A 17,862-nucleotide genomic window follows, 5' to 3' on the forward strand; every position below is an offset into this window, starting at 1 on the left:
TTACCGCGGCCCGGCCGGGGGTTGACGACGTCCTTAGGGTCGGATTCGTGGACGAGTTCGTGAGCGCCCCCATGCCGGGCACCGTGGTGAGCGTCAAGGCGTCGGCGGGCCAGGAGGTCCGGGCGGGGACGGCCCTGGTGGTGCTCGAGGCGATGAAGATGGAGCACATCGTCCGGGCCGAGCACGACGGGATCGTCGAGGAGGTCCTGGTCGAGGCGGGCCGGACGGTGCCGCGGGACGCCCCGCTCGTCAGGGTGAAGGCCGCGGAGGTGACGGCCGCCGCCCGCCAGGAGGACGTCTCGATCGACCTGGACGAGATCCGGCCCGACCTGGCGGCCGTCCGCGCCCGCCACGAGACCGGCCTGGACTCCGGCCGTCCGGAGGTCGTCCGGCGCCGCCACGAACAGGGCCGCCGCACCGCCCGCGAGAACATCGCCGACCTGTGCGACGACGGCACGTTCGTCGAGTACGGGGCGCTGGCCATCGCCGCCCAGCGACGGCGCCGCCCGGTGGAGGAGCTCATCGAGCGCACCCCCGCCGACGGCCTCGTCTGCGGCGTCGGCGAGATCGGCGGGCGGTCGGCCGCCGTCATGTCGTACGACTACACGGTCCTCGCGGGCACCCAGGGATACCTCAACCACCGCAAGACCGACCGGATGTTGGAGCTGGCGGCCGAACGGGGACTGCCGCTGGTGCTGTTCGCCGAGGGCGGCGGCGGCCGTCCCGGGGACACCGACACCACGACGGTCTCCGGCCTGGACGTCACGAGCTTCTGGGCGATGGGCCGCCTGAGCGGCAGGGTCCCCCTCGTCGGCATCGCCTCGGGCCGCTGCTTCGCCGGCAACGCGGCCCTGCTGGGCTGCTGCGACGTCATCATCGCCACCCCCGACGCCAACATCGGCATGGGCGGCCCCGCCATGATCGAAGGCGGCGGCCTGGGCGTCTTCCGCCCCGAGGAGATCGGCCCGATCGACGTCCAGTCGAAGAACGGCGTCGTGGACGTCGTCGCCGAGGACGAGGCCGAAGCGGTGGCCGTGGCCCGGCGCTACCTGTCCTACTTCTCAGGCGCCGCCGAGGACTGGACGTCCCCCGACCAGCGTCTCCTGCGTCATCTCATCCCGGAGAACCGCAAGACCCCCTACGACGTCGCCCAGGTCGTCGAGACCCTCGCCGACACGGGCTCGGTGCTGGAGCTGCGCCGCGGCTTCGCCCCCGGTATCCGCACCGCCCTGATCCGCGTCGAGGGCGTCCCCATGGGCCTCATCGCCAACGACCCCACCCACCTGGGCGGCGCCATCGACCGGGACGGCGCCGACAAGGCGGCCCGCTTCCTCCAGCTCTGCGACGCCCACGGCCTCCCCGTCGTCTCCCTCTGCGACACTCCCGGTTTCATGGTCGGCCCCGAGGCCGAGACCACCGCCACCGTCCGCCACTTCAGCCGCCTGTTCGTCACCGGCGCCAACCTCACCGTCCCCCTGGTGACGATCGTCCTCCGCAAGGGTTACGGCCTGGGCGCCCAGGCCATGGCGGGCGGCAGCTTCCGCGCCCCCGTGGCCACGCTCGCCTGGCCCACCGGCGAGATCGGCGGCATGGGCCTGGAGGGCGCCGTCCGCCTGGGATTCCGCAAGGAACTGGAGGCCGCCGAGGACCCCGAGGCCCTCTTCGAGGAGATGGTCGCCCTCGCCTACGACCACAGCAAGGCCCTCAACGCCGCCTCGGCCTTCGAACTCGACGACGTCATCGACCCCGCCGAGACCCGCCGCTGGATCCTCGCCTCCTTCAAGGACCGCCCGCCCCGCGGGCCCCGCCACCGCTTCGTCGACACGTGGTGACCAGGGCGTATGCTTTCCCGGTGAACGAGACGCTGCCTCCCTGCCCCCAGTGCTCCAGCGAGTACGCCTACGAGATGGGCGCACTGCTGGTGTGCCCCGAGTGCGCCCACGAGTGGACGCCCGCCGCCGGGGACGCCCCGGAGTCCGGGGTCATCCGGGACTCGGTCGGCAACGTCCTGGCCGACGGCGACACCGTCACCGTGATCAAGAACCTGAAGGTCAAGGGCAGCCCCGCCGGGATCAAGGCGGGCACGAAGGTCCGCAACATCCGCCTGGTCGACGGCGTGGACGGCCACGACATCGACTGCAAGATCGACGGCTTCGGCTCGATGCAGCTCAAGTCCAGCGTCGTGAAGAAGGCCTGACCTTCGGCGGTCCGGGTGAGGGCGCTCCCGCTCCGGTCAGGCGCGCGTGAAGACCCGGCCGATGAAGACGTCGTAGCCCCGGTGCTTGAAGGACGAGAAGAACTTCAGGGTCCTGCCGGAGCAGCTGAAGGAGGACTTCACCGGGACGGCGTCCTCGACGACGCCTTCGCGCACGTTCTCGGCGATGTTCCACCTGCCCATGGACTCGTACTCGGGCCATGTCGTGGCGCCGGTCCCGGTGGCGTCGCCGCGCGCGGTCTTGGGCTTCAGAACGACGGTCCCCTTCTTGGACCCCTTCACCGTCGCCTTGACCTTGAGCTTCTTGGTGTACTTCACCCAGGACCTGAAGGTGGGCGAGCCGAGGCTGGAGCCGACGAGCGTCTCCCTCGTGGACTTGTCGAAGTCATAGGCGAGCGACGTACGGGTGATCGTCAGCCGTACCCCCTTCACCCCGTTCCCGTGGGTCTCCCCGCCCGATCCCTGGATGATCAGGCGCTGTGAGGTGCTCTTCCACTTGCCGAGCACGCAGGCCTTGGCGGCCTCGGCGGGCCCGGCCACCGACACCGAGGCGGCCACGAGGGCCCCCGCCAGAACAAACCGCGATGCAACAGACATGTCGCCTCCACTAGGGGGATCTCCCTTATTAGGGAAGATCGCCGCTTAACTATCCGGAATCATTAAAAGCCCCCTGGCGTGTTCCGGCGCTCGCCGGATCTGGCCGTTCCTGGCCCTGCGCCCGACGCGGACTCCTGGGGCCGGTCGTGCGCCGCGGCCATTTCGTCGAGGACCACATCGATCGGTGTGGGGGCGATGTTCAGGACCGACGCGGTGAACGACGCGTCGAGGATGCTGGGGCGGTCGTACAGGTACAGCATCTCCGGGAACTCCGCCATGACCGAGTCGGTCCGCCCGATCTCCTCGAGTTCGGCCACCGTCATGCGGCCCAGCTTCGGGGCGGGCGCGGAGGCGGCTGAAGCCAGGCGCTCGGCCAGTTCGCGAACCGGGGCCTGCGAGGTGGAGGGCACATGCCAGGCCCGGCCCCAGGAGTCCGCGTTGCGCGCTGCGGCGATCAGCGTGCGGGCCGCGTCTTCGGTGTAGGTCCAACTGTGCGGCGCGTCGAGATCTCCGGGATAGAAGACGGGCTCGCCGCTCAACACCTGCGCCCCCACCATGAGGGTGAACGGCGAGAGCGCGCCCGCTCCGAGGTAGTCGCAGGCCCGGACTTCGGTCACCCGTACCCGGCCGGCCTCATGGGCGGCGCGCGCGTCGTGCCACAGTCGGGCTCGTACCCGGCCCTTGACGCTGGTGGGCGCCAGGGGAAGGTCTTCGGTGACGGGTCCGTCGACGGGACCGTAGCCGTAGGTGTTGCCGAGCATGACGTAGTCCGCGCCGCTGCGCTCTGCCGTGGTGAGCAGAGCGGCGGCCAGGGGTGGGAACTCGGACGGCCAGCGGTCGTAGGGCGGCATGGCGCAGTTGAACAAGGCCGCTGCTCCGGTGGTCAGCTCGATGAGCCCGGCGGTGTCGGCCGCGTCGGCGGCCACGAGTTCGATCCGTTCGTGCGCCGGCCCGGTGCCTCGGCGGCTGATGAGCCGAACCCGCTCGCCGGCGTCGGCCAGCTGACGCGCGGTGGCCGATCCAGTGGCCCCGGATCCAACGATGACGTACAAGGACACGCGTGCACTCCCTGATCGGAAAGAGGGGACCGTCGCCCCGGCTGCCGCGGCGACGGCTCTACCTTTCACCCCGGCCGGTCCGTAAGGTAGTGGCCCGAATGCCAAACATCCGGAGGTTCGGGCCATGCATCGGGTCGCGGTCATCGCCGTCCCCCCTGCCACCACGTTCGACCTGTCCATCCCCGAGCTGGTACTCGGGGAGACGACCATCGACGGACACGCCGCCTACCAGGTACGCGTCTGCACGGCCCGTCCCGGGCCGGTCGCCACCAGTGGCAGCCTGGAGATCACCATCCCCCACGGGCTGGAGGTCGTCGACGACGCCGACACCGTCATCGTCACCGGAACCGGTGCTCGCGAAGACGTCGACCCACGCGTCCTTTCAGCCCTGCGCCGCGCGTCAGCCGCAGGCAGACGTGTCGCCTCGATCTGTACGGGAGCCTTCGTCCTCGCCCAGGCCGGCCTGCTCGACGGACGCAGCGCCACCACCTACTGGGCCAAGTCCGAGGAGTTCTCCACCCGCTTCCCCGCCGTCAAGCTGCGCCCGGACGTGCTGTACGTCCAGGACGGCGACGTCCTGACCTCCGCCGGACTCTCCGCCGGCATCGACCTGTGCCTGCACCTGGTACGCACCGATTACGGCGCCGCGACGGCCAATGCCGTCGCCCGCCTGGTCGTGGCGGCACCCGTACGACCCGGTGGGCAGGCCCAGTTCATCGACACGCCCCTGCCACCCGAGACCGGAACCTCCCTCACCGAGACCCGCGCCTGGGCACTCGACCGCCTGCACGAACCGCTCACCCGGGCCGACTTCGCCGCCCACGCCCGCACCAGCGTCCGCACCCTTACCCGCAGGTTCCACGCGGAGACCGGCCTCACCCCGCTCCAATGGCTCCTCCACCAGCGAGTGCTCCGGGCGCAGGAACTACTTGAGACGACCGACCTGCCGATGGACCACGTCGCCCGGCTCAGCGGCCTCGCCACCACGGACTCCCTTCGCCGACACCTGTCGAGACGGACCGGACTCACCCCCAGCGCCTACCGCGCCGCGTTCACCCGGCACCCGAGCCCGGCAGGAGGAGTCGTGGCGGCGCCGGTGTAGTGGCGGGCCGTTGGGCTGCATCGCCCGCGGCATGGGTGCGCGGCTCCAGCATGCGCGCCGGTTCCTGCCGCAGACCGGCGGGTTGAAGAGTCCTGCGCGGCGGAAGGCTTCCCGGACCCGGTGGCCAATTGATACCGAATGTGGTTCGGTAATGCGGGGTCCTGGAGGCGAACCACCTGAGGGAGGCGGTCATGGCACGGGTGATGATCGAGGGCTATCCGCACCGGCTCGGCGGGCACTGCGGGTCGGCGTCGTTGCGGGACCTGATCGGCTGGGCCGGGCTGGGCTGGGACGGGCCGCCCGGCGAGGCGCTGGTCTTCGGGCTCGCCGGAGGCCTGAGCTTCCACTGGATGTCGATTCCCGAGGTGAGCCCCCTGCTCTACTTGGGAGGCCGCGGCGGAGACATGGAGCTCGACCTGTGCGGCCGGCTGGGCGTCGCCGTCGAGCGCCGCCAGACCGAAGACCCCGCCGAGGGCTGGGCCTGGGTCACCCGGGAACTGGACGCCGGCCGCCCCGTCATGGTGTGGGCCGAGATCCTCCAGCTGCCCTACCTGCGCGTACGGCTGAGCAACACCCGGCACGCCCTGGTGATCGTCGGCTACGACACCGAGGCGGGCGTCGCCTACGTCGCGGACAACGACCGGGAGGAGATCCAGGAGGTCCCCTTGGACGCCCTGGCCAAGGCCCGCGATTCCGACGGCTTCCCCGGACGCAACCGCCACGCCACCTACCCCATGCGCTTCCCGGACAGCCTTCCCGAACTCCTCCCCGCGGCCCGCGAGGCGGCCGCGGGCTCCGCCGCCCGCCTGCGGGGCGACGACGACCTGAGCGGCCTGCTCCCCGAGAACATCAGCGACGCCCACGGCCTGGAAGGCATCTCCCGGTTCACCACCGGACTCGCCGATTGGCCCCGAGATCTCGCCCCCGACGACCTGTCCCGCCTCTACCGCTCCCTGGCCGTCTACATCGAGAAGGCCGGCACCGGCGGCGCCCTCTTCCGCCGCCTCCAGTCCGGTTTCTGCCGCGACGTCGCCGCCCTCACCGGCGACCCGTCCTTCGGCGAAGCGGCGCACGCCTACGCCGCCTGCGCCGAGACCTGGAGCGCCCTGGCCTCCGCCGTCACCGCCCCGAACCCCGACCACGCGACGATCGCCAGAACGGCGGCGGCTCTCCCCGCCCTGGAGGAACAGGCCCTCGAAACCCTGGCCGCAGCCGGCGGACAACCCTGACCCGCCCCGGCACAGCGCTTCCGCGCCGACTGACCAGAAAGAGACTTTGACGTGCTCGAACTGCGCCATGGCCGACGGCCTATGCGCTGCCGAGGGCGGGACGACGAGCATGGTGAACAGCCTGTTCGTAAGGTGCCGTCTCTGAAGCGGACGGCTGCACAGCGCTGCCACCGGCAAAAGGGCCCTCGCGAGGGGCCCTTTGGGCTGCTGCGCACCCTAAGGGATTCGAACCCCTGACCTTCCGGTCCGCAGGTCTCCCTTACCGGGCAGAATCACCCGTTCTCGCGGGAGGGTGGGAACGCCTGCTCGCCGACCTGCACGGGACGGATGGCAGGTGATGCCCGGTTGTGTACACGCATATGTGTACACTGGCCTCATGGCCGAGAACTCAGTGACCCTGCGGGAAGCCCGTGCACACCTCTCAGACCACATCAACCAGGCCGAGCAGGGCACTCCAACAGTGATCACTCGCAACGGCGTGCCTGTCGCAGCCATAGTGCCGGTTGCGGATCTGGAGGCACTCGAAGAGGCGGCCGACGTGATGCTGGCCCGGGAAGCGGAGGCGGTCCTGGCCGAAGGCGGCCCCACGGTGACGATGGCCGAGCTGCTCGCCGACCTGTTCTCCGAGCGGGACGAAAACGTCGCATGAAGTACGCGTTCCGGTTCACCGCGGCGGCGCAACGGCAGCTTCGGGCCATCAGCCGACCCGACGCCATGCGCATCCTCACCGCACTGACCGCGCTCGGCGACGACCCGTACTGTGAAGGCGCCGACGTCAAGAAGCTCACTGGCCTTTCAGGGCTCTACCGGCTCCGGGTAGGCAACTACCGGCTTGCCTACCAGATCAACGACGGGGAACTGCTCATTCTCGTGGTGAAGGTCGGCGACCGGCGCGACGTCTACCGCAACCTCTAAGACCTGTTTCAAAGTCGAAACAGGCCGGTGCCCGGTGGCGTCTGCCCGGTGAGACCCGTGGAGGGTTCCGGTCCGGGGTCGGCGCCGTCGGCGTTCCGGAATCGGCCGAGCAGAGGCCTTCCTGTGGGGGCGGCTGCCGCCTCGCCTCCCGCCGCTGCCTGTGCGGGCGGGGCGGGTGCTGGCGGCGGTTGACTCGGCCAGGGCTCCTTGCAGCCCGGGCCCGAACACGCCCAGGGCGTGCCGGGAAGAAGAGAAGTCGATGGCACCGAGATCGACGTCGACCTGGGACCGACGCCTCCCCTGATCCAGTTCGACGTCTGGCGTGTCCGCATGTTCGCCGAGTCGATCGGCGAAGCATCCGTGACCGACCAAGAGCTCTCCCAGGCCTTGCAGGAGCTGGCCGATCAAGGTCTGATCAGCCGTATCCCTTCTCCCCACGCCTGGTACACCATCACCAGCCAGGAAGGCGATGACCGGAGAACTTGAAGCCGCACAGCAGAAACCCTCCGCGATTGACCTGATCGCTGGGCCTTTCGGGCACGTTCAGTCGATCATGTCGCCCAGCTCAGCGTTCCCGTGATCGATGGAGGTACTCGGTCGCTTCAGAACTTCCGGAGCGCCATGATCTCGTGGACAACCAGGTCTTCCCCGTCCAGGGATACCGGTTTCAAGACGAGATCGTCCTCATGGAAGCGAGTGTGACAGCTGAAGCATGCCGGGCCGCCCCTGTAGCCGACCGCCCGTTCCTGCAGCCACCGGAGGAGTTGTGTCAACAGGGGGAGGTCATCACTGTGGAAGACCTGGCGGGAGGACAAAGCCCAGCCACTGCCCGCTGGCTCCTCGCGACGTATGAGTTCGGAGAAGACCACTCCGCCGATCCTCGGGTCTGCTGGGCCGCGCTCTGCCAGCAGAGGATATGCATCGATCTCCCACTCGTCCTTTGGCAACGGTTCGCCATCTTCATCAGTGGTCACGAGGGGAAGGCAGTCAGCCACGATGTTGAACTCCGTTGGTTTCGCGCCAAGCCCGAGATGCCAACGAAGTTCCGCGATCTCAGTCTCCGGAAGGTCGGCCGGAAGCTCGGCGGTGATGAGCACCTCATGCAGATCTGCCATGTCGAGCCATGCTAGCCAAGGCCGAACACGTACCGAACTGTTCCATTCGTTGTTCGGCCGCCCCGGCGACCGTGAAGCGGACGTCCTTGAAAGGGAGTGTTCAGGCGAAGGGTGTGACTCAGAGGATCTGAGGAGGCATCTTGGGTGCGGAATCCTCCGAAAGAGTGGAGACCAGTCTGCCCGGTTCGCAGCAGAAGCAGATGCAGGAGGAGCAGCGGGTCCTGGTGGGTCGGCTGGTGGAGGCGGCGAAGACCGACGGGCGTGAGCTGGTCGGCAGGGACGGAATGCCGGCCGGGCTGGTCGAGCTCGTGCTGGAGACCGCTCTGCAGGCCGAGATGGACGCCCATCTCGGCCGTGGGCATGGCGAGACCTTCGTTCACCTGGCAGAGGTCTATGGAGCCGACGTGTCGAAGGCGACGATCACCGCGATCACCGACCGGGTCCTGGAAGGCATGACCGAGTGACAGAACCGGCCCCTCGACCCGGAGACCAGCGGACGCGGCGAACGACCGTACCGGCTTCTTTCCGCTACAGGTCGAGCGCACCGGCCTTGGCGGCGGACAGGACCTTGGAGAGTTGCTCGCGGCTGAACGTCAGGTGCCCCGAGGTGACGTGCTTGGAGTCACGGATGCCGATGCCGGTAGGAAGGGCGGCGAGTTCCACGCACTGGTCTGAGGTGCCATCGACGCTTCGTGTGCTCTTGCGCCAGACAGGGTGAACCGTCATGACATCTCCTTCATCACGCGTTCGATCACTTTTTGCGAGGAGTCTATGGGGGTGGCATACATGCCGATACGGTCGAATTTATTTCGTAGTTCGGTGACTTCAGCAGCGACGGTGATGAGGCGCCCTTCCAAAGTCGCGTCGGTGAATCCCACGTCGCCTTCGCTGACGGTGATGACTTTGAAGGGACCGTCCAGGCCTTCGGTCGCACCTGCGCGGTTCTCGACGACCCGTAGGTGGACGTGGGGCATTCGGGAGGCCTTCAGGAGGAGGGCGAGTTGGTCCCGCATGGCCGCCGCGCCTCCGATACGGGGCAGGAGCGCGGTTTCGGAGAGCAGCACCCAGACTTCCGGAGGGTCGGTGCGATGGAGGAGTTCCTGGCGGGCAACGCGTTCGGCCACCGCCTTGTCGGGGTCCTTGGATCGGCCGGCGACCATCAGGGCCCTCGCGTATTCCGGGCTCTGAAAGAGGGCGGGGATGCGCTGGCCGTCGTACAGCCGGAGGACCGACGCCCGTCTCTCGAAGCTGAAGTAGCTCTTGGCCCAGTCGGGGTTGTGGCCGAGGCGGGCGTACCAGAGCAGGTTGGTGAACAGGCCGCCGGTGTTCCACTTCTCGTCGAGGAGGGCGGCCTCTCGGTCCTTGAGTTGGGACTCGCCGCTCTCCAGTCTGGAAACCGAGGAGCGGGAGCATCGCAGCCAGCGAGCCACCGTGTCGCCTGACTGACCGTGCCGGGTGCGAAGGAAGCGCACGTAGAAGGCCATCATGGCCCAGAGGCTGAGCCGGGGGTCGGGGGGTTCCTTGGTGTTGTACATGACACGCTCCGTCGCGTTCAGTTTCCAGACTTTCCCAGGAACGGGGCAAGGCTAGGGACGTCTCGGCAGACTCGCCATCGATAGCGCGGAATCGGTGGGGGAGGAGAGCCGTGGGGGTGCGGGTCGGGATGAGCGGGGACGGCGGGGAGCTGAACCGGTGGTGCGAGGTGTTCGCCGTCGACGGGTCGGCGGCGCGGAAGGCTCGGTGGGCGGTCGTCGCCGCGTTGCGGGAGTGGGGGCTGGAGCGGCTCGTGGAGGACGGCCGGGTGGTGGTGTCCGAGCTGGTCACGAACGTGTTCGCGCACGCGGGGACGGAGACGGTGGAGGTCGGCGTCGTCGAGACGCTCGGTGACGTCCGCATCGAGGTGTGGGACGGCTCGGGCCGGATGCCGGTGGCGAGGGCCGCCGGTGAGCTGGACGAGGCCGGGCGGGGGTGGGGGATCGTCGCGGCGCTCTCGGCCGCGTGCGGGGTCGAGCCGGACGGGGAGCGGGGCGGGAAGGCGGCGTGGGCGCGGCTTTCGAAGTTCCCGTCGTCGGTGATCCCGGTGGAGCCGGGTGTCGGGCTGCTGGCGGAGTCGGTGCGGGAGGCGCTCGACGCGCACGGGGTCCTCCGGCGGACCCGGGAGCTGCTCGTCGCCGACGTGGTGGGCCGGCTGGGCGAACGGATCGCCCGGCTCGCCGAGGAGCACCAAGGCCACAACAGCGACGACGTCCCCTTCCGCGCCTCCGCGGAGGTCTGCGCCGTCCGCGCCGACGGCCAGAGCCCTGGCCGCGGCGGGCGGGAAGGCTGACGTCGGAGTCCGGGCGGGCTCAGCCCGAGCCGAGGTCGGAGCTCACCCAGCGCCGCGGACGCATGCGGATCACCACCTGGGGCCCGTGGTCCCCCCAGGCGAAGTCGACGTACGGGGCGACCTTCTCGGCGGGGAGGTAGCGGGAGGCCAGCTCGGTCAGCCGTTCCCGGGTCGCCGGGACGGTCTCCTCCACCGTCCCCTCGACGGAGACGTACCGGATGGTCGGCTCGATCCGGTCGACCAGCAGCGAGAACCGCCCCGCCTTCGCGATCAGCCGCGCCTTCCGCGAGTCCCGCCCGGTCATGATCCACACATCGCCGCCGGGCGTGTAGTGGTACCAGACCGGCACGACGAGCGGCCCCCGCCCTCCGTCCTCGCCCGCGTCCACTCCCAGCGCCGCCACATGCGGCTCGGCCAGGAACTCTTCCCGCTCTTCCTGCGACAAAGCCATGAAACCCCCTTTTCTTCGGGTGGTCGGGCCGCCCCCGGGCTTTCCGTCGACCAGATCGGACCGTACCCGTCGCCGACGACAAAAAGCACCGCTCGTTCCGGCCCGGCCGCTGGTCGGCATGCTCTCAAGAACGCGCCGCGCGTCGCCGAGCGGTTCATCCGGAGGTCGCCGCCCCAGGTGGACTCCACCTTGGTGCTCCGCCCCGCATGGGACGGCACCCGCTCCCATGAAGCGATGCGGATATGCGGGCACGTACGCGGAGTGGTTGTCTTCGCCGGAGGGCCGTCAGGCGGCGGCCTCGACGGGCTGAGGGGTCGGCTCTTCGGGTTCGGAGGCGGTGGCGGGACGGCTCGACGGGAGGGCCGTGATGATCAGGGCGGCGACGAACGCGACTCCGCAGGCGATCAGCATGGTGGTGCGGAAGCCGTTCTCGGACGGCAGGGTGTATCCGCCCATCCGGACGGTCATCTGGGACAGGACGAGTCCGACGATGGCGGCCGACACGGTGGTGCCGATGGAGCGCATCAGGGTGTTGAAGCCGTTGGCGGCGGCGGTCTCCGAGAGGGGGACCGCGCCCATGATGAGGGCGGGCATCGCCCCGTAGGCCAGGCCGACGCCGGAGTTGATGACGCAGACGACGGTCAGCAGCCCCCACGTGGAGCCCAGCAGGACCGTCGAGGAGCCGTATCCGGCGGCGATGACCAGGCAGCCGGCGAGCAGGGTGGTCTTGGGGCCGCGGGCGGCCGACAGCTGGGCGCCCAGGGGTGAGACCGCCATCATCATCAGGCCGCCGGGGGCCATCCACAGTCCGGCGGCGAGCATCGACTGGCCCAGCCCGTACCCGGTGGCCTCGGGGAGCTGCAGCAGCTGCATCACGACCAGGGACTGCGCGTACATCGCGAACCCGACGAGGAGTGAGGCCATATTGGTCAGCAGCACCTGCCGCCGCGCGGTGACGCGCAGGTCGACCAGCGGGTCGCCGGTCCTCAGCTCCCACCAGCCCCACACGAGCAGGACGACGACCGCGGACGTGAGCAGCCCGATGATGGTGCCGCTGGTCCAGCCCCAGTCGGCGCCCTTGGAGACGCCCAGCAGCAGGCACACCAGCCCGGTCCCCAGCCCGACCGCGCCGACGAGGTCGACGCGTCCGGAGGCCTGGACGGGAGTGGGCGGCACCAGCCGCCAGATCAGCACGGTGACCAGGACGTTCAGCACGCTGACACCCCAGAACAGCACCCGCCAGCTGGTCTGTTCGGCGACGGCCGCGGCGATCGGAAGGCCGAGCGCCCCGCCGACGCCCATGGAGGCGCTCATCAGCGCGATGGCCGAGCCCAGCTTCCGCGGCGGCAGCAGGTCGCGCAGCGCGCTGATGCCCAGCGGGATCATGCCCATGCCGAGGCCCTGCAGCCCCCGGCCGACGATCATGGGGACCACGGAGTCGGCCAGGGCGCAGATCACGGAGCCCGCGATGAGCGGCAGCGAGGAGAGCAGCAGCATGCGGCGTTTGCCGTAGAGGTCGCCGAGCCGTCCGGTGACGGGGATGAAGACCGCGCCGACCAGCAGCGTGATGGTGACGACCCAGGACGCGTTGGACGCGGTGGTGCCGAGCAGGTGCGGCATCTCGCCGATGAACGGCACCACCAGGGTCTGCACCAGTGCGGCGACGATGCCCGCCACGGCGAGTACGCCGACGATTCCGCCGGAGCGGACGGCGGGTGCGGGTTCTTGCACGTGGGGTCTCCGTCAAGATCGGTGCCAGGGGGATTTGTGTACCGTACATAAGATGTGATCGACGCACAAAGTATGTATGGTGCACATCCCTGTGACGTGCACGACACGGCGCCCAGGAGGGGAAGACCTGCCGGACCGGCACACCTCCTGCGACCCGCCCCTTTCGGCCCGTCGGCGGTTGTACGGTCGTGGGCATGGACGAAGGAGTCGTACTGAGGACCGAGCGCCTGCTGGTGCGGCGGTGGCGGGAGGAGGACCGGGGGCCGTTCGCGGAGTTGAACGCCGACCCCGAGGTCATGGAGCATTTCCCGGCGGCGCTGACGCGGGCGGAGAGCGACGCGACGGTCGACCGGCTCGAGAGCCGGATCCAGGAGGACGGCTTCGGGTTCTGGGCGCTGGAGGTCGCAGGGAGCGGCGAGTTCGTCGGATTCACCGGGATGGCGCGGACGAGGTTCGACTCCCACTTCACGCCCTCGGTGGAGATCGGGTGGCGGCTGAGCCGCGGGAGTTGGGGTCTGGGGTACGCCAGTGAGGCGGCGCGGGCCGTGCTGGAGTACGGGTTCACCGAAGTCGGCCTGGACGAGATCGTCTCGTTCACCGCCGTTGCGAACCTCCGCTCCCAGGCGGTGATGCGGCGGATCGGCATGGTCCGCGATGAGGACGGGGACTTCGAGCACCCCCTCGTCCCGGAGGGCCATCCTCTGCGCCTCCACGTGCTCTACCGGCTGACCGCCGGGCGGTGGAAGGCGCAGCGGACCACGCGAAGCGGTGCATGACCCGCCTCGGCGCGGTGAACTCGAAGAGGAGCGCCGGGGCGGGGGAGGGGCGCCGCCCTTCCCCCGCCCGAGCGGGGGTCAGCTGCCGGCGGGTGAGGTCCAGCCGACGGGGACGCGGGCGACGCGGACGCGCTGGGGGTGGTCGCCGACCGGGACGGAGACGACCTTCTGGCCGGTGGCGAAGTCGATCGCGGTGACCTGGTCGGCGTCGCTCTCGGAGATGACGCAGGCCTTGCCGTCGCCGCTGACCGTGGCCCAGTAGGGCTTGGCGGCGGGCACCAGCGGGCCCTCGGTGAGGGAGGCGCGGTCGACGATGGTGGCGTAGTCGTCCATGGTGCCGGCGATGCACAGCTTGGAGCCGTCGGGGCTCATGGACATGCCGTGGTGGCGGGAGTCGTTGACGTAGGTCTTGCGGTCGTCGCTGGTGTCCGGGTTCTTCGGCAGCGTCTTCACCCGGGTGATCTTGTCGGTGGCCACGTCGTACTCGACGAAGCCGTTGAAGAACGACACCTGGAAGTACAGCTTGGACTCGTCGGGGGTGAAGGCGACCGGGCGGACCGAGTCCGACAGGTCCTTGCGGTCGAAGGCGTCCAGGCGCTGGCGCATGTCGATGGTCTTGACGACCTTGTACGTCGCGGTGTCCACGACGGTGATCTTGCGGTCGCCCTTGAGGAAGTCCTGCCACGGCGCGTCGGAGTCGTTGTTGACCTCGCCGATGGACATGTTCCACAGGTACTTGCCGCCGTCGGTGTAGACGTTCTCGTGCGGCTTGTCACCGGTCTTGAACGAGCCGACCTGGTGCCCGGTGTTGATGTCCAGGACGTGCACCGTGTTGGAGGTGGACGCCGACACCGCCACCTTGGTGCCGTCGGGGGAGACGGCCATGTGGTCGGCGCGGAACCCGGAGACGGGGAAACGCCACTTGACCTTCCCGGTGGCGACGTCGATGGAGACGACGTCGGCGAAGCTGGGCCGGGAGGCGACCAGCGCGCTGCCGTCGGGCGTGGAGTACATGTCGTCGACGTACTGGTCGTGGCCTTCGCCCACGGTCTCCCGGATGCCCAGGAAGAAGACGAGCCTGATGGGGTTGAGGTAGATCTCGCGGAGCCGTTCGTCCTTGTCGGGAACGACGTTGATCCGGCCGATCTTGGCGAAGTCGCCGCTGGACCGGATGACGTCGGCGGTGCCTTCCCAGTTGTTGCCGACGAACATCACCTCCTGCAGCGAGGGGGCGGCCTGCGGCGCCGCGCCGGCGGGGGCGGTGGCTCCGGCCAGGGCGGCAGCGGTCAGGGCGGCGCCGGCCAGCAGCGATCTGCGGGACCGTGAAGCCGAAACACGCATGTTCTTCCTCCTGGGGGGTGGGGAGGAACGCGGGCGGATCCCGCGTCCGGATCTTCCGGAATCTGGATACTTCAGGGTTCAAGACCGGTTACCGGACGGTAGAACAGTGTGGCGGCCGCCACAAGGGTCCGGGGGATGAAGATCCACTCCGTGAATGCTCAAAAAGGCGCAATATTCCCTCGGGGATTTTGCGAAACCGGGACGTTGCCCTCCACGCCTGAAGGGGTGATGGGGAGGGGCTGAACGTACCGGTCCGTCGCGGCGGGAATAGCGGTGACATGGACGACTACCCACTGCTCGAGTTCTTCTGGACGATGCTGGTGTTCTTCACCTGGATCCTCTGGCTGGTTCTGCTCTTCAAGATCATCAATGACATCTTCCGGAGCCACGACCTGAGCGGCTGGGGCAAGACCGGCTGGCTCATCCTCATCCTCGTGCTGCCGTTCCTCGGCGTGTTCATCTACCTGATCGCCCGCGGCACGGACATGAGCAGGCGCGAGATGGAACGGCTCCAGCAGCAGGAGCAGGAGTTCAGGGCCTACGTGCGTGAGACGGCGGGGCCCGGTGGGGGCACGAGCCACGCCGACGAACTGTCCAAGCTCGTCGATCTCAAGAACCGCGGGGCGATCACCGAGGAGGAGTACCAGCGGGCGAAGGAGAAGGTCCTCGGCTGAGCTCCCCGCCCGGGCCCGCGATCCTCGCCAGGTGCTCCTTCAACGCGGCGGCCGCCGGGAGCGCGGCCGTCGGCAGGGCCAGGTGGACGGTGCGGGACAGGGTGTCCAGAGGGCGCAGGCGAAGGTTCCCGGGGACGGCCCGGACGGCCAGGGACGGGACGAGGGTGACGCCCAGCCCGGCCTGGACGTAGCCGAACTTGCCGGTCCACTCCGCTATGCGGATGATCTTCCGCGGGGTGAACCCGGCGCGGGAGCAGGCGTCGGTGAGCAGGGTGGGGCGGTCGGGCGGGCCGTGCTGGATCCAGGTCTCCGCGCGCAGGTCCCACAACTCCAGGTCCGGTTCGCCGGCCAGGGGATGGGCCGGTGGAAGGGCCACGTGGAGGGTGTCCTCCAGCAGCGGGGTGAGCGTCACGCCGTCCAGAGGGGCGAGGCCGGAGGGGTAGTCGCTGACGATCGCCAGGTCCAGTGAGCCGTCCGCCACGAGGCGCATGAGGTGGCGTGACGGTCCTTCCACGGGAGTGACCTCCACGCCGGGGTGCGTCTCGTGGAAGTGGCGCAGGGCGGTGGGGAGCAGGTGGACGTTCGCCGTGGCGAAAGCGCCCACGCGGAGGGTCGCGCCGTAGCCGCCGTGGAGGGCCGCGAGGTCGGCTTCGGCCCTGGCCAGGCGGTCGAGGACGGCCTTCGCGTGGCGGTGCAGGGTCCGGCCCGCCGGGGTGAGGCGCACGCCCCGGGGGAGGCGTTCCAGGAGGGGGCCGCCGGCTTCGCGTTCCAGGGTGGCGATGCGGCGGGAGACGGCGGACTGGGTGTAGTTCAGTTCGGCCGCCGCCGCGGTGAAGGAGCCGGTACGGGCGACGGTGACGAGCAGCAGCAGGGCGTCGGTGTCGAACACATTCCCTCCTCGCATGGGTTCTATGAAATATAGTCGCTGGTGGAATGCCTTCTCACTCCCTAACGTCGTGGACGTGATCGCATTCATGGGACTGGGGCGCATGGGCGTCCCGATGGTGGAACGGCTCGTCGCCGCGGGCCGCGAGATGACCGTGTGGAACCGGACGCCCCGTGGCGTGGCGGGGGCCGTCACGGCGGCAGGCCCGGCCGAGGCCGTGGCCGGAGCCGAGGTCGTCGTGACGACGCGGCGGGAGAGGCGCGTCGAGGCGCTCAACCCGGCGACCGTCCCCGCGACCAACGGCTTCTACTCGCACGCCACGCGCGCGGGGGGCCTGCTGTTCGTCTCCGGCCAGGTCGCTCTGGACGACGACGGCGAACTCGTCGGTCCGGACGACATGGCCGCGCAGTCCGAACGAGTGATGGTCCTCCTCGGACGCATCCTCGCCGACCAGGGATGCACCTTCGAGGACGTCACCCACGTGCGCACCTTCGTCACGGATCTCTCCCGCCTCCGCGAGTACGGCGTCGTCCGCAACCGCTACTTTCCCAAGGATCCGCCCGCCAGCACCACGGTCGAGGTGTCCCGTCTCTTCATCCCCGGCGCCCTGCTGGAGGTGGAGGCGACCGCCTCGCTGCCCTCCTGATCGGCCCGGCCGGACCCGTGACCAAGAAGTAGAACGTGTTCTATTCTGCGCCCATGCGCTTTCACGACAGAGTGGTCATTGTGGCGGGCGGCGGCAGCGGGATCGGCGAGGCGACCGCCAGGCGGCTGGCCGCCGAGGGCGCGCGGGTCGTCGTCGGAGACCTGGCGTTCGACAACGCCGAGAAGGTCGCCGGGGAGATCGGCGGCCTGGCCGTCCGGTACGACCAGGCGGACGAGGCGTCGATCGCCGCGCTGGTGGACAGGGCCGTCCGGGAGTACGGGCGCCTGGACGGCCTGCACGCCAACGCCGCCGACATGTCCGTGCTCGCACGCGACACCGACGCCGTCGACATCGACCTGGAGGTCTTCGACCGCACCCTGGAGGTCGGCCTCAAGGGCTATCTCCTGCTGACCCGCCACGCCATCCCGCACCTCCTCGAAACCGGCGGCGCGATCGTCTACACGTCCTCGGGCGCGGCCTACGCGGGTGAACGCGAGCGGGTCGGCTACGGCGTCGCCAAGTCGGGCGTCAACGCCCTGATGCGCCACGTGGCGTCCCGCTGGGGCAGGAAGGGCGTCCGCGCCAACGCCGTCGCCCCCGGCCTCGTCCTGACCGAGCAGGTGAGGGAGTCCCTGCCCGAGGACTTCCGGGCCTCGGTCCTGCGCGGCCAGCGCAGCCCCCGGCTCGGCGACCCCTCGGACATCGCGGCCGCCGTCGCCTTCCTCCTCTCCGACGACGCCGCCTGGGTCCTCGGCCAGGTCCTCAGCGTCGACGGCGGCGCCACCATGCGCTGACCATAG

The 17,862-nt window shown here is 69.7% G+C and carries 22 protein-coding genes; 13 read left to right on the plus strand and 9 right to left on the minus strand.

Features of this window, described 5'->3' with window-relative positions:
* Positions 1-47 precede the first annotated feature (47 nt).
* The gene (locus ABGB12_RS05340) at positions 48-1,832 is read left to right on the plus strand and encodes a carboxyl transferase domain-containing protein (protein ID WP_347675127.1); all 1,785 of its coding nucleotides are present in this window, start codon (positions 48-50) and stop codon (positions 1,830-1,832) included.
* A 20-nt stretch (positions 1,833-1,852) separates the two neighbouring features.
* Entirely contained in the window at positions 1,853-2,197 is a 345-nt protein-coding gene (locus ABGB12_RS05345) for a zinc ribbon domain-containing protein YjdM (RefSeq protein ID WP_347675128.1), read from the plus strand.
* 36 nt (positions 2,198-2,233) lie between these two features.
* Here the strand turns inward: ABGB12_RS05345 and ABGB12_RS05350 are convergent, their stop codons facing one another.
* Positions 2,234-2,812 carry a hypothetical protein gene (locus ABGB12_RS05350; RefSeq protein WP_347675129.1) on the minus strand — a complete coding sequence of 193 codons (579 nt, stop codon included), beginning with the start codon at positions 2,810-2,812 and terminating at the stop codon, positions 2,234-2,236.
* Between the two features lie 62 nt (positions 2,813-2,874).
* On the minus strand, positions 2,875-3,870 hold the full coding sequence (locus ABGB12_RS05355) for an NAD-dependent epimerase/dehydratase family protein (protein WP_347675130.1): 996 nt from the start codon (positions 3,868-3,870) through the stop codon (positions 2,875-2,877).
* Between the two features lie 124 nt (positions 3,871-3,994).
* Here ABGB12_RS05355 and ABGB12_RS05360 point away from each other — a divergent pair, with 124 nt between their 5' ends.
* The 5 genes from ABGB12_RS05360 to ABGB12_RS05380 all read left to right on the plus strand — a co-directional run bounded on the left by ABGB12_RS05360 (position 3,995) and on the right by ABGB12_RS05380 (position 7,602).
* Entirely contained in the window at positions 3,995-4,972 is a 978-nt protein-coding gene (locus ABGB12_RS05360) for a helix-turn-helix domain-containing protein (protein WP_347675131.1), read from the plus strand.
* 191 nt (positions 4,973-5,163) lie between these two features.
* The gene (locus tag ABGB12_RS05365) at positions 5,164-6,201 is read left to right on the plus strand and encodes a BtrH N-terminal domain-containing protein (protein WP_347675132.1); all 1,038 of its coding nucleotides are present in this window, start codon (positions 5,164-5,166) and stop codon (positions 6,199-6,201) included.
* A 376-nt stretch (positions 6,202-6,577) separates the two neighbouring features.
* Complete coding sequence (locus ABGB12_RS05370; protein WP_347675133.1) at positions 6,578-6,850, plus strand: type II toxin-antitoxin system Phd/YefM family antitoxin; 273 nt, start codon at positions 6,578-6,580, stop codon at positions 6,848-6,850.
* Positions 6,847-7,116: a type II toxin-antitoxin system RelE/ParE family toxin gene (locus ABGB12_RS05375; RefSeq protein WP_347675134.1), complete on the plus strand. Its 270-nt coding sequence runs from the start codon at positions 6,847-6,849 to the stop codon at positions 7,114-7,116. The genes ABGB12_RS05370 and ABGB12_RS05375 overlap by 4 nt, the downstream gene beginning before the upstream one ends.
* A gap of 207 nt (positions 7,117-7,323) precedes the next feature.
* Positions 7,324-7,602: a hypothetical protein gene (locus ABGB12_RS05380; RefSeq protein ID WP_347675135.1), complete on the plus strand. Its 279-nt coding sequence runs from the start codon at positions 7,324-7,326 to the stop codon at positions 7,600-7,602.
* 116 nt (positions 7,603-7,718) lie between these two features.
* On the opposite strand, the gene ABGB12_RS05385 is transcribed toward ABGB12_RS05380, so the two are convergent.
* Positions 7,719-8,231: a hypothetical protein gene (locus ABGB12_RS05385; protein WP_347675136.1), complete on the minus strand. Its 513-nt coding sequence runs from the start codon at positions 8,229-8,231 to the stop codon at positions 7,719-7,721.
* Positions 8,232-8,395: 164 nt separating this feature from the next.
* Here ABGB12_RS05385 and ABGB12_RS05390 point away from each other — a divergent pair, with 164 nt between their 5' ends.
* On the plus strand, positions 8,396-8,695 hold the full coding sequence (locus ABGB12_RS05390; protein ID WP_347675137.1) for a hypothetical protein: 300 nt from the start codon (positions 8,396-8,398) through the stop codon (positions 8,693-8,695).
* Positions 8,696-8,759: 64 nt separating this feature from the next.
* Here ABGB12_RS05390 and ABGB12_RS05395 read toward each other — a convergent pair whose 3' ends face one another.
* Together ABGB12_RS05395 and ABGB12_RS05400 are read right to left on the minus strand one after the other, a co-directional pair.
* Positions 8,760-8,957 (minus strand): DUF397 domain-containing protein, encoded by a 198-nt coding sequence (locus ABGB12_RS05395; protein ID WP_347675138.1) that lies wholly within the window; start codon positions 8,955-8,957, stop codon positions 8,760-8,762.
* Entirely contained in the window at positions 8,954-9,766 is an 813-nt protein-coding gene (locus ABGB12_RS05400; protein ID WP_347675139.1) for a helix-turn-helix transcriptional regulator, read from the minus strand. Before ABGB12_RS05400 ends, ABGB12_RS05395 begins: the two co-directional genes overlap by 4 nt.
* A 110-nt stretch (positions 9,767-9,876) precedes the next feature.
* Between ABGB12_RS05400 and ABGB12_RS05405 the strand changes: the two genes are divergently transcribed.
* Positions 9,877-10,557 carry an ATP-binding protein gene (locus ABGB12_RS05405; protein WP_347675140.1) on the plus strand — a complete coding sequence of 227 codons (681 nt, stop codon included), beginning with the start codon at positions 9,877-9,879 and terminating at the stop codon, positions 10,555-10,557.
* A 19-nt stretch (positions 10,558-10,576) separates the two neighbouring features.
* Here the strand turns inward: ABGB12_RS05405 and ABGB12_RS05410 are convergent, their stop codons facing one another.
* Positions 10,577-11,008, minus strand: a complete 432-nt coding sequence (locus ABGB12_RS05410) for a pyridoxamine 5'-phosphate oxidase family protein (RefSeq protein WP_347675141.1) — start codon at positions 11,006-11,008, stop codon at positions 10,577-10,579.
* A 285-nt stretch (positions 11,009-11,293) separates the two neighbouring features.
* The gene (locus ABGB12_RS05415) at positions 11,294-12,739 is read right to left on the minus strand and encodes an MFS transporter (protein WP_347675142.1); all 1,446 of its coding nucleotides are present in this window, start codon (positions 12,737-12,739) and stop codon (positions 11,294-11,296) included.
* 194 nt (positions 12,740-12,933) lie between these two features.
* On the opposite strand from ABGB12_RS05415, the gene ABGB12_RS05420 reads away from it, so the two are divergent.
* The gene (locus tag ABGB12_RS05420) at positions 12,934-13,515 is read left to right on the plus strand and encodes a GNAT family N-acetyltransferase (RefSeq protein ID WP_347675143.1); all 582 of its coding nucleotides are present in this window, start codon (positions 12,934-12,936) and stop codon (positions 13,513-13,515) included.
* A gap of 78 nt (positions 13,516-13,593) precedes the next feature.
* Here ABGB12_RS05420 and ABGB12_RS05425 read toward each other — a convergent pair whose 3' ends face one another.
* On the minus strand, positions 13,594-14,856 hold the full coding sequence (locus tag ABGB12_RS05425; RefSeq protein WP_347675144.1) for a YncE family protein: 1,263 nt from the start codon (positions 14,854-14,856) through the stop codon (positions 13,594-13,596).
* Between the two features lie 278 nt (positions 14,857-15,134).
* Here ABGB12_RS05425 and ABGB12_RS05430 point away from each other — a divergent pair, with 278 nt between their 5' ends.
* On the plus strand, positions 15,135-15,530 hold the full coding sequence (locus ABGB12_RS05430) for an SHOCT domain-containing protein (RefSeq protein ID WP_347675145.1): 396 nt from the start codon (positions 15,135-15,137) through the stop codon (positions 15,528-15,530).
* Here ABGB12_RS05430 and ABGB12_RS05435 read toward each other — a convergent pair.
* Entirely contained in the window at positions 15,484-16,419 is a 936-nt protein-coding gene (locus ABGB12_RS05435; protein WP_347675146.1) for a LysR family transcriptional regulator, read from the minus strand. The two genes, ABGB12_RS05430 and ABGB12_RS05435, sit on opposite strands and share 47 nt — an antisense overlap.
* Positions 16,420-16,492: 73 nt before the next feature.
* On the opposite strand from ABGB12_RS05435, the gene ABGB12_RS05440 reads away from it, so the two are divergent.
* Together ABGB12_RS05440 and ABGB12_RS05445 are read left to right on the plus strand one after the other, a co-directional pair.
* Positions 16,493-17,062: a Rid family hydrolase gene (locus tag ABGB12_RS05440; RefSeq protein ID WP_347675147.1), complete on the plus strand. Its 570-nt coding sequence runs from the start codon at positions 16,493-16,495 to the stop codon at positions 17,060-17,062.
* A gap of 53 nt (positions 17,063-17,115) precedes the next feature.
* The gene (locus tag ABGB12_RS05445) at positions 17,116-17,856 is read left to right on the plus strand and encodes an SDR family oxidoreductase (RefSeq protein WP_347675148.1); all 741 of its coding nucleotides are present in this window, start codon (positions 17,116-17,118) and stop codon (positions 17,854-17,856) included.
* Positions 17,857-17,862: the final 6 nt, after the last annotated feature.

Origin of the sequence: Actinocorallia sp. B10E7 (assembly GCF_039871655.1) — a bacterium.
In the GTDB taxonomy this organism is placed as follows: Bacteria; Actinomycetota; Actinomycetes; order Streptosporangiales; family Streptosporangiaceae; genus Actinocorallia.

Bases quoted from the DNA above. Each gene is read 5' to 3' on its own strand.
- ABGB12_RS05370 (WP_347675133.1), top strand. From the start codon at position 6,578: ATGGCCGAGAACTCAGTGACCCTGCGGGAAGCCCGTGCACACCTCTCA.
- ABGB12_RS05350 (WP_347675129.1), bottom strand. From the start codon at position 2,812: ATGTCTGTTGCATCGCGGTTTGTTCTGGCGGGGGCCCTCGTGGCCGCC.
- ABGB12_RS05365 (WP_347675132.1), top strand. From the start codon at position 5,164: ATGGCACGGGTGATGATCGAGGGCTATCCGCACCGGCTCGGCGGGCAC.
- ABGB12_RS05375 (WP_347675134.1), top strand. From the start codon at position 6,847: ATGAAGTACGCGTTCCGGTTCACCGCGGCGGCGCAACGGCAGCTTCGG.
- ABGB12_RS05445 (WP_347675148.1), top strand. From the start codon at position 17,116: ATGCGCTTTCACGACAGAGTGGTCATTGTGGCGGGCGGCGGCAGCGGG.
- ABGB12_RS05410 (WP_347675141.1), bottom strand. From the start codon at position 11,008: ATGGCTTTGTCGCAGGAAGAGCGGGAAGAGTTCCTGGCCGAGCCGCAT.
- ABGB12_RS05360 (WP_347675131.1), top strand. From the start codon at position 3,995: ATGCATCGGGTCGCGGTCATCGCCGTCCCCCCTGCCACCACGTTCGAC.
- ABGB12_RS05425 (WP_347675144.1), bottom strand. From the start codon at position 14,856: ATGCGTGTTTCGGCTTCACGGTCCCGCAGATCGCTGCTGGCCGGCGCC.
- ABGB12_RS05395 (WP_347675138.1), bottom strand. From the start codon at position 8,957: ATGACGGTTCACCCTGTCTGGCGCAAGAGCACACGAAGCGTCGATGGC.
- ABGB12_RS05420 (WP_347675143.1), top strand. From the start codon at position 12,934: ATGGACGAAGGAGTCGTACTGAGGACCGAGCGCCTGCTGGTGCGGCGG.
- ABGB12_RS05385 (WP_347675136.1), bottom strand. From the start codon at position 8,231: ATGGCAGATCTGCATGAGGTGCTCATCACCGCCGAGCTTCCGGCCGAC.
- ABGB12_RS05430 (WP_347675145.1), top strand. From the start codon at position 15,135: ATGGACGACTACCCACTGCTCGAGTTCTTCTGGACGATGCTGGTGTTC.
- ABGB12_RS05400 (WP_347675139.1), bottom strand. From the start codon at position 9,766: ATGTACAACACCAAGGAACCCCCCGACCCCCGGCTCAGCCTCTGGGCC.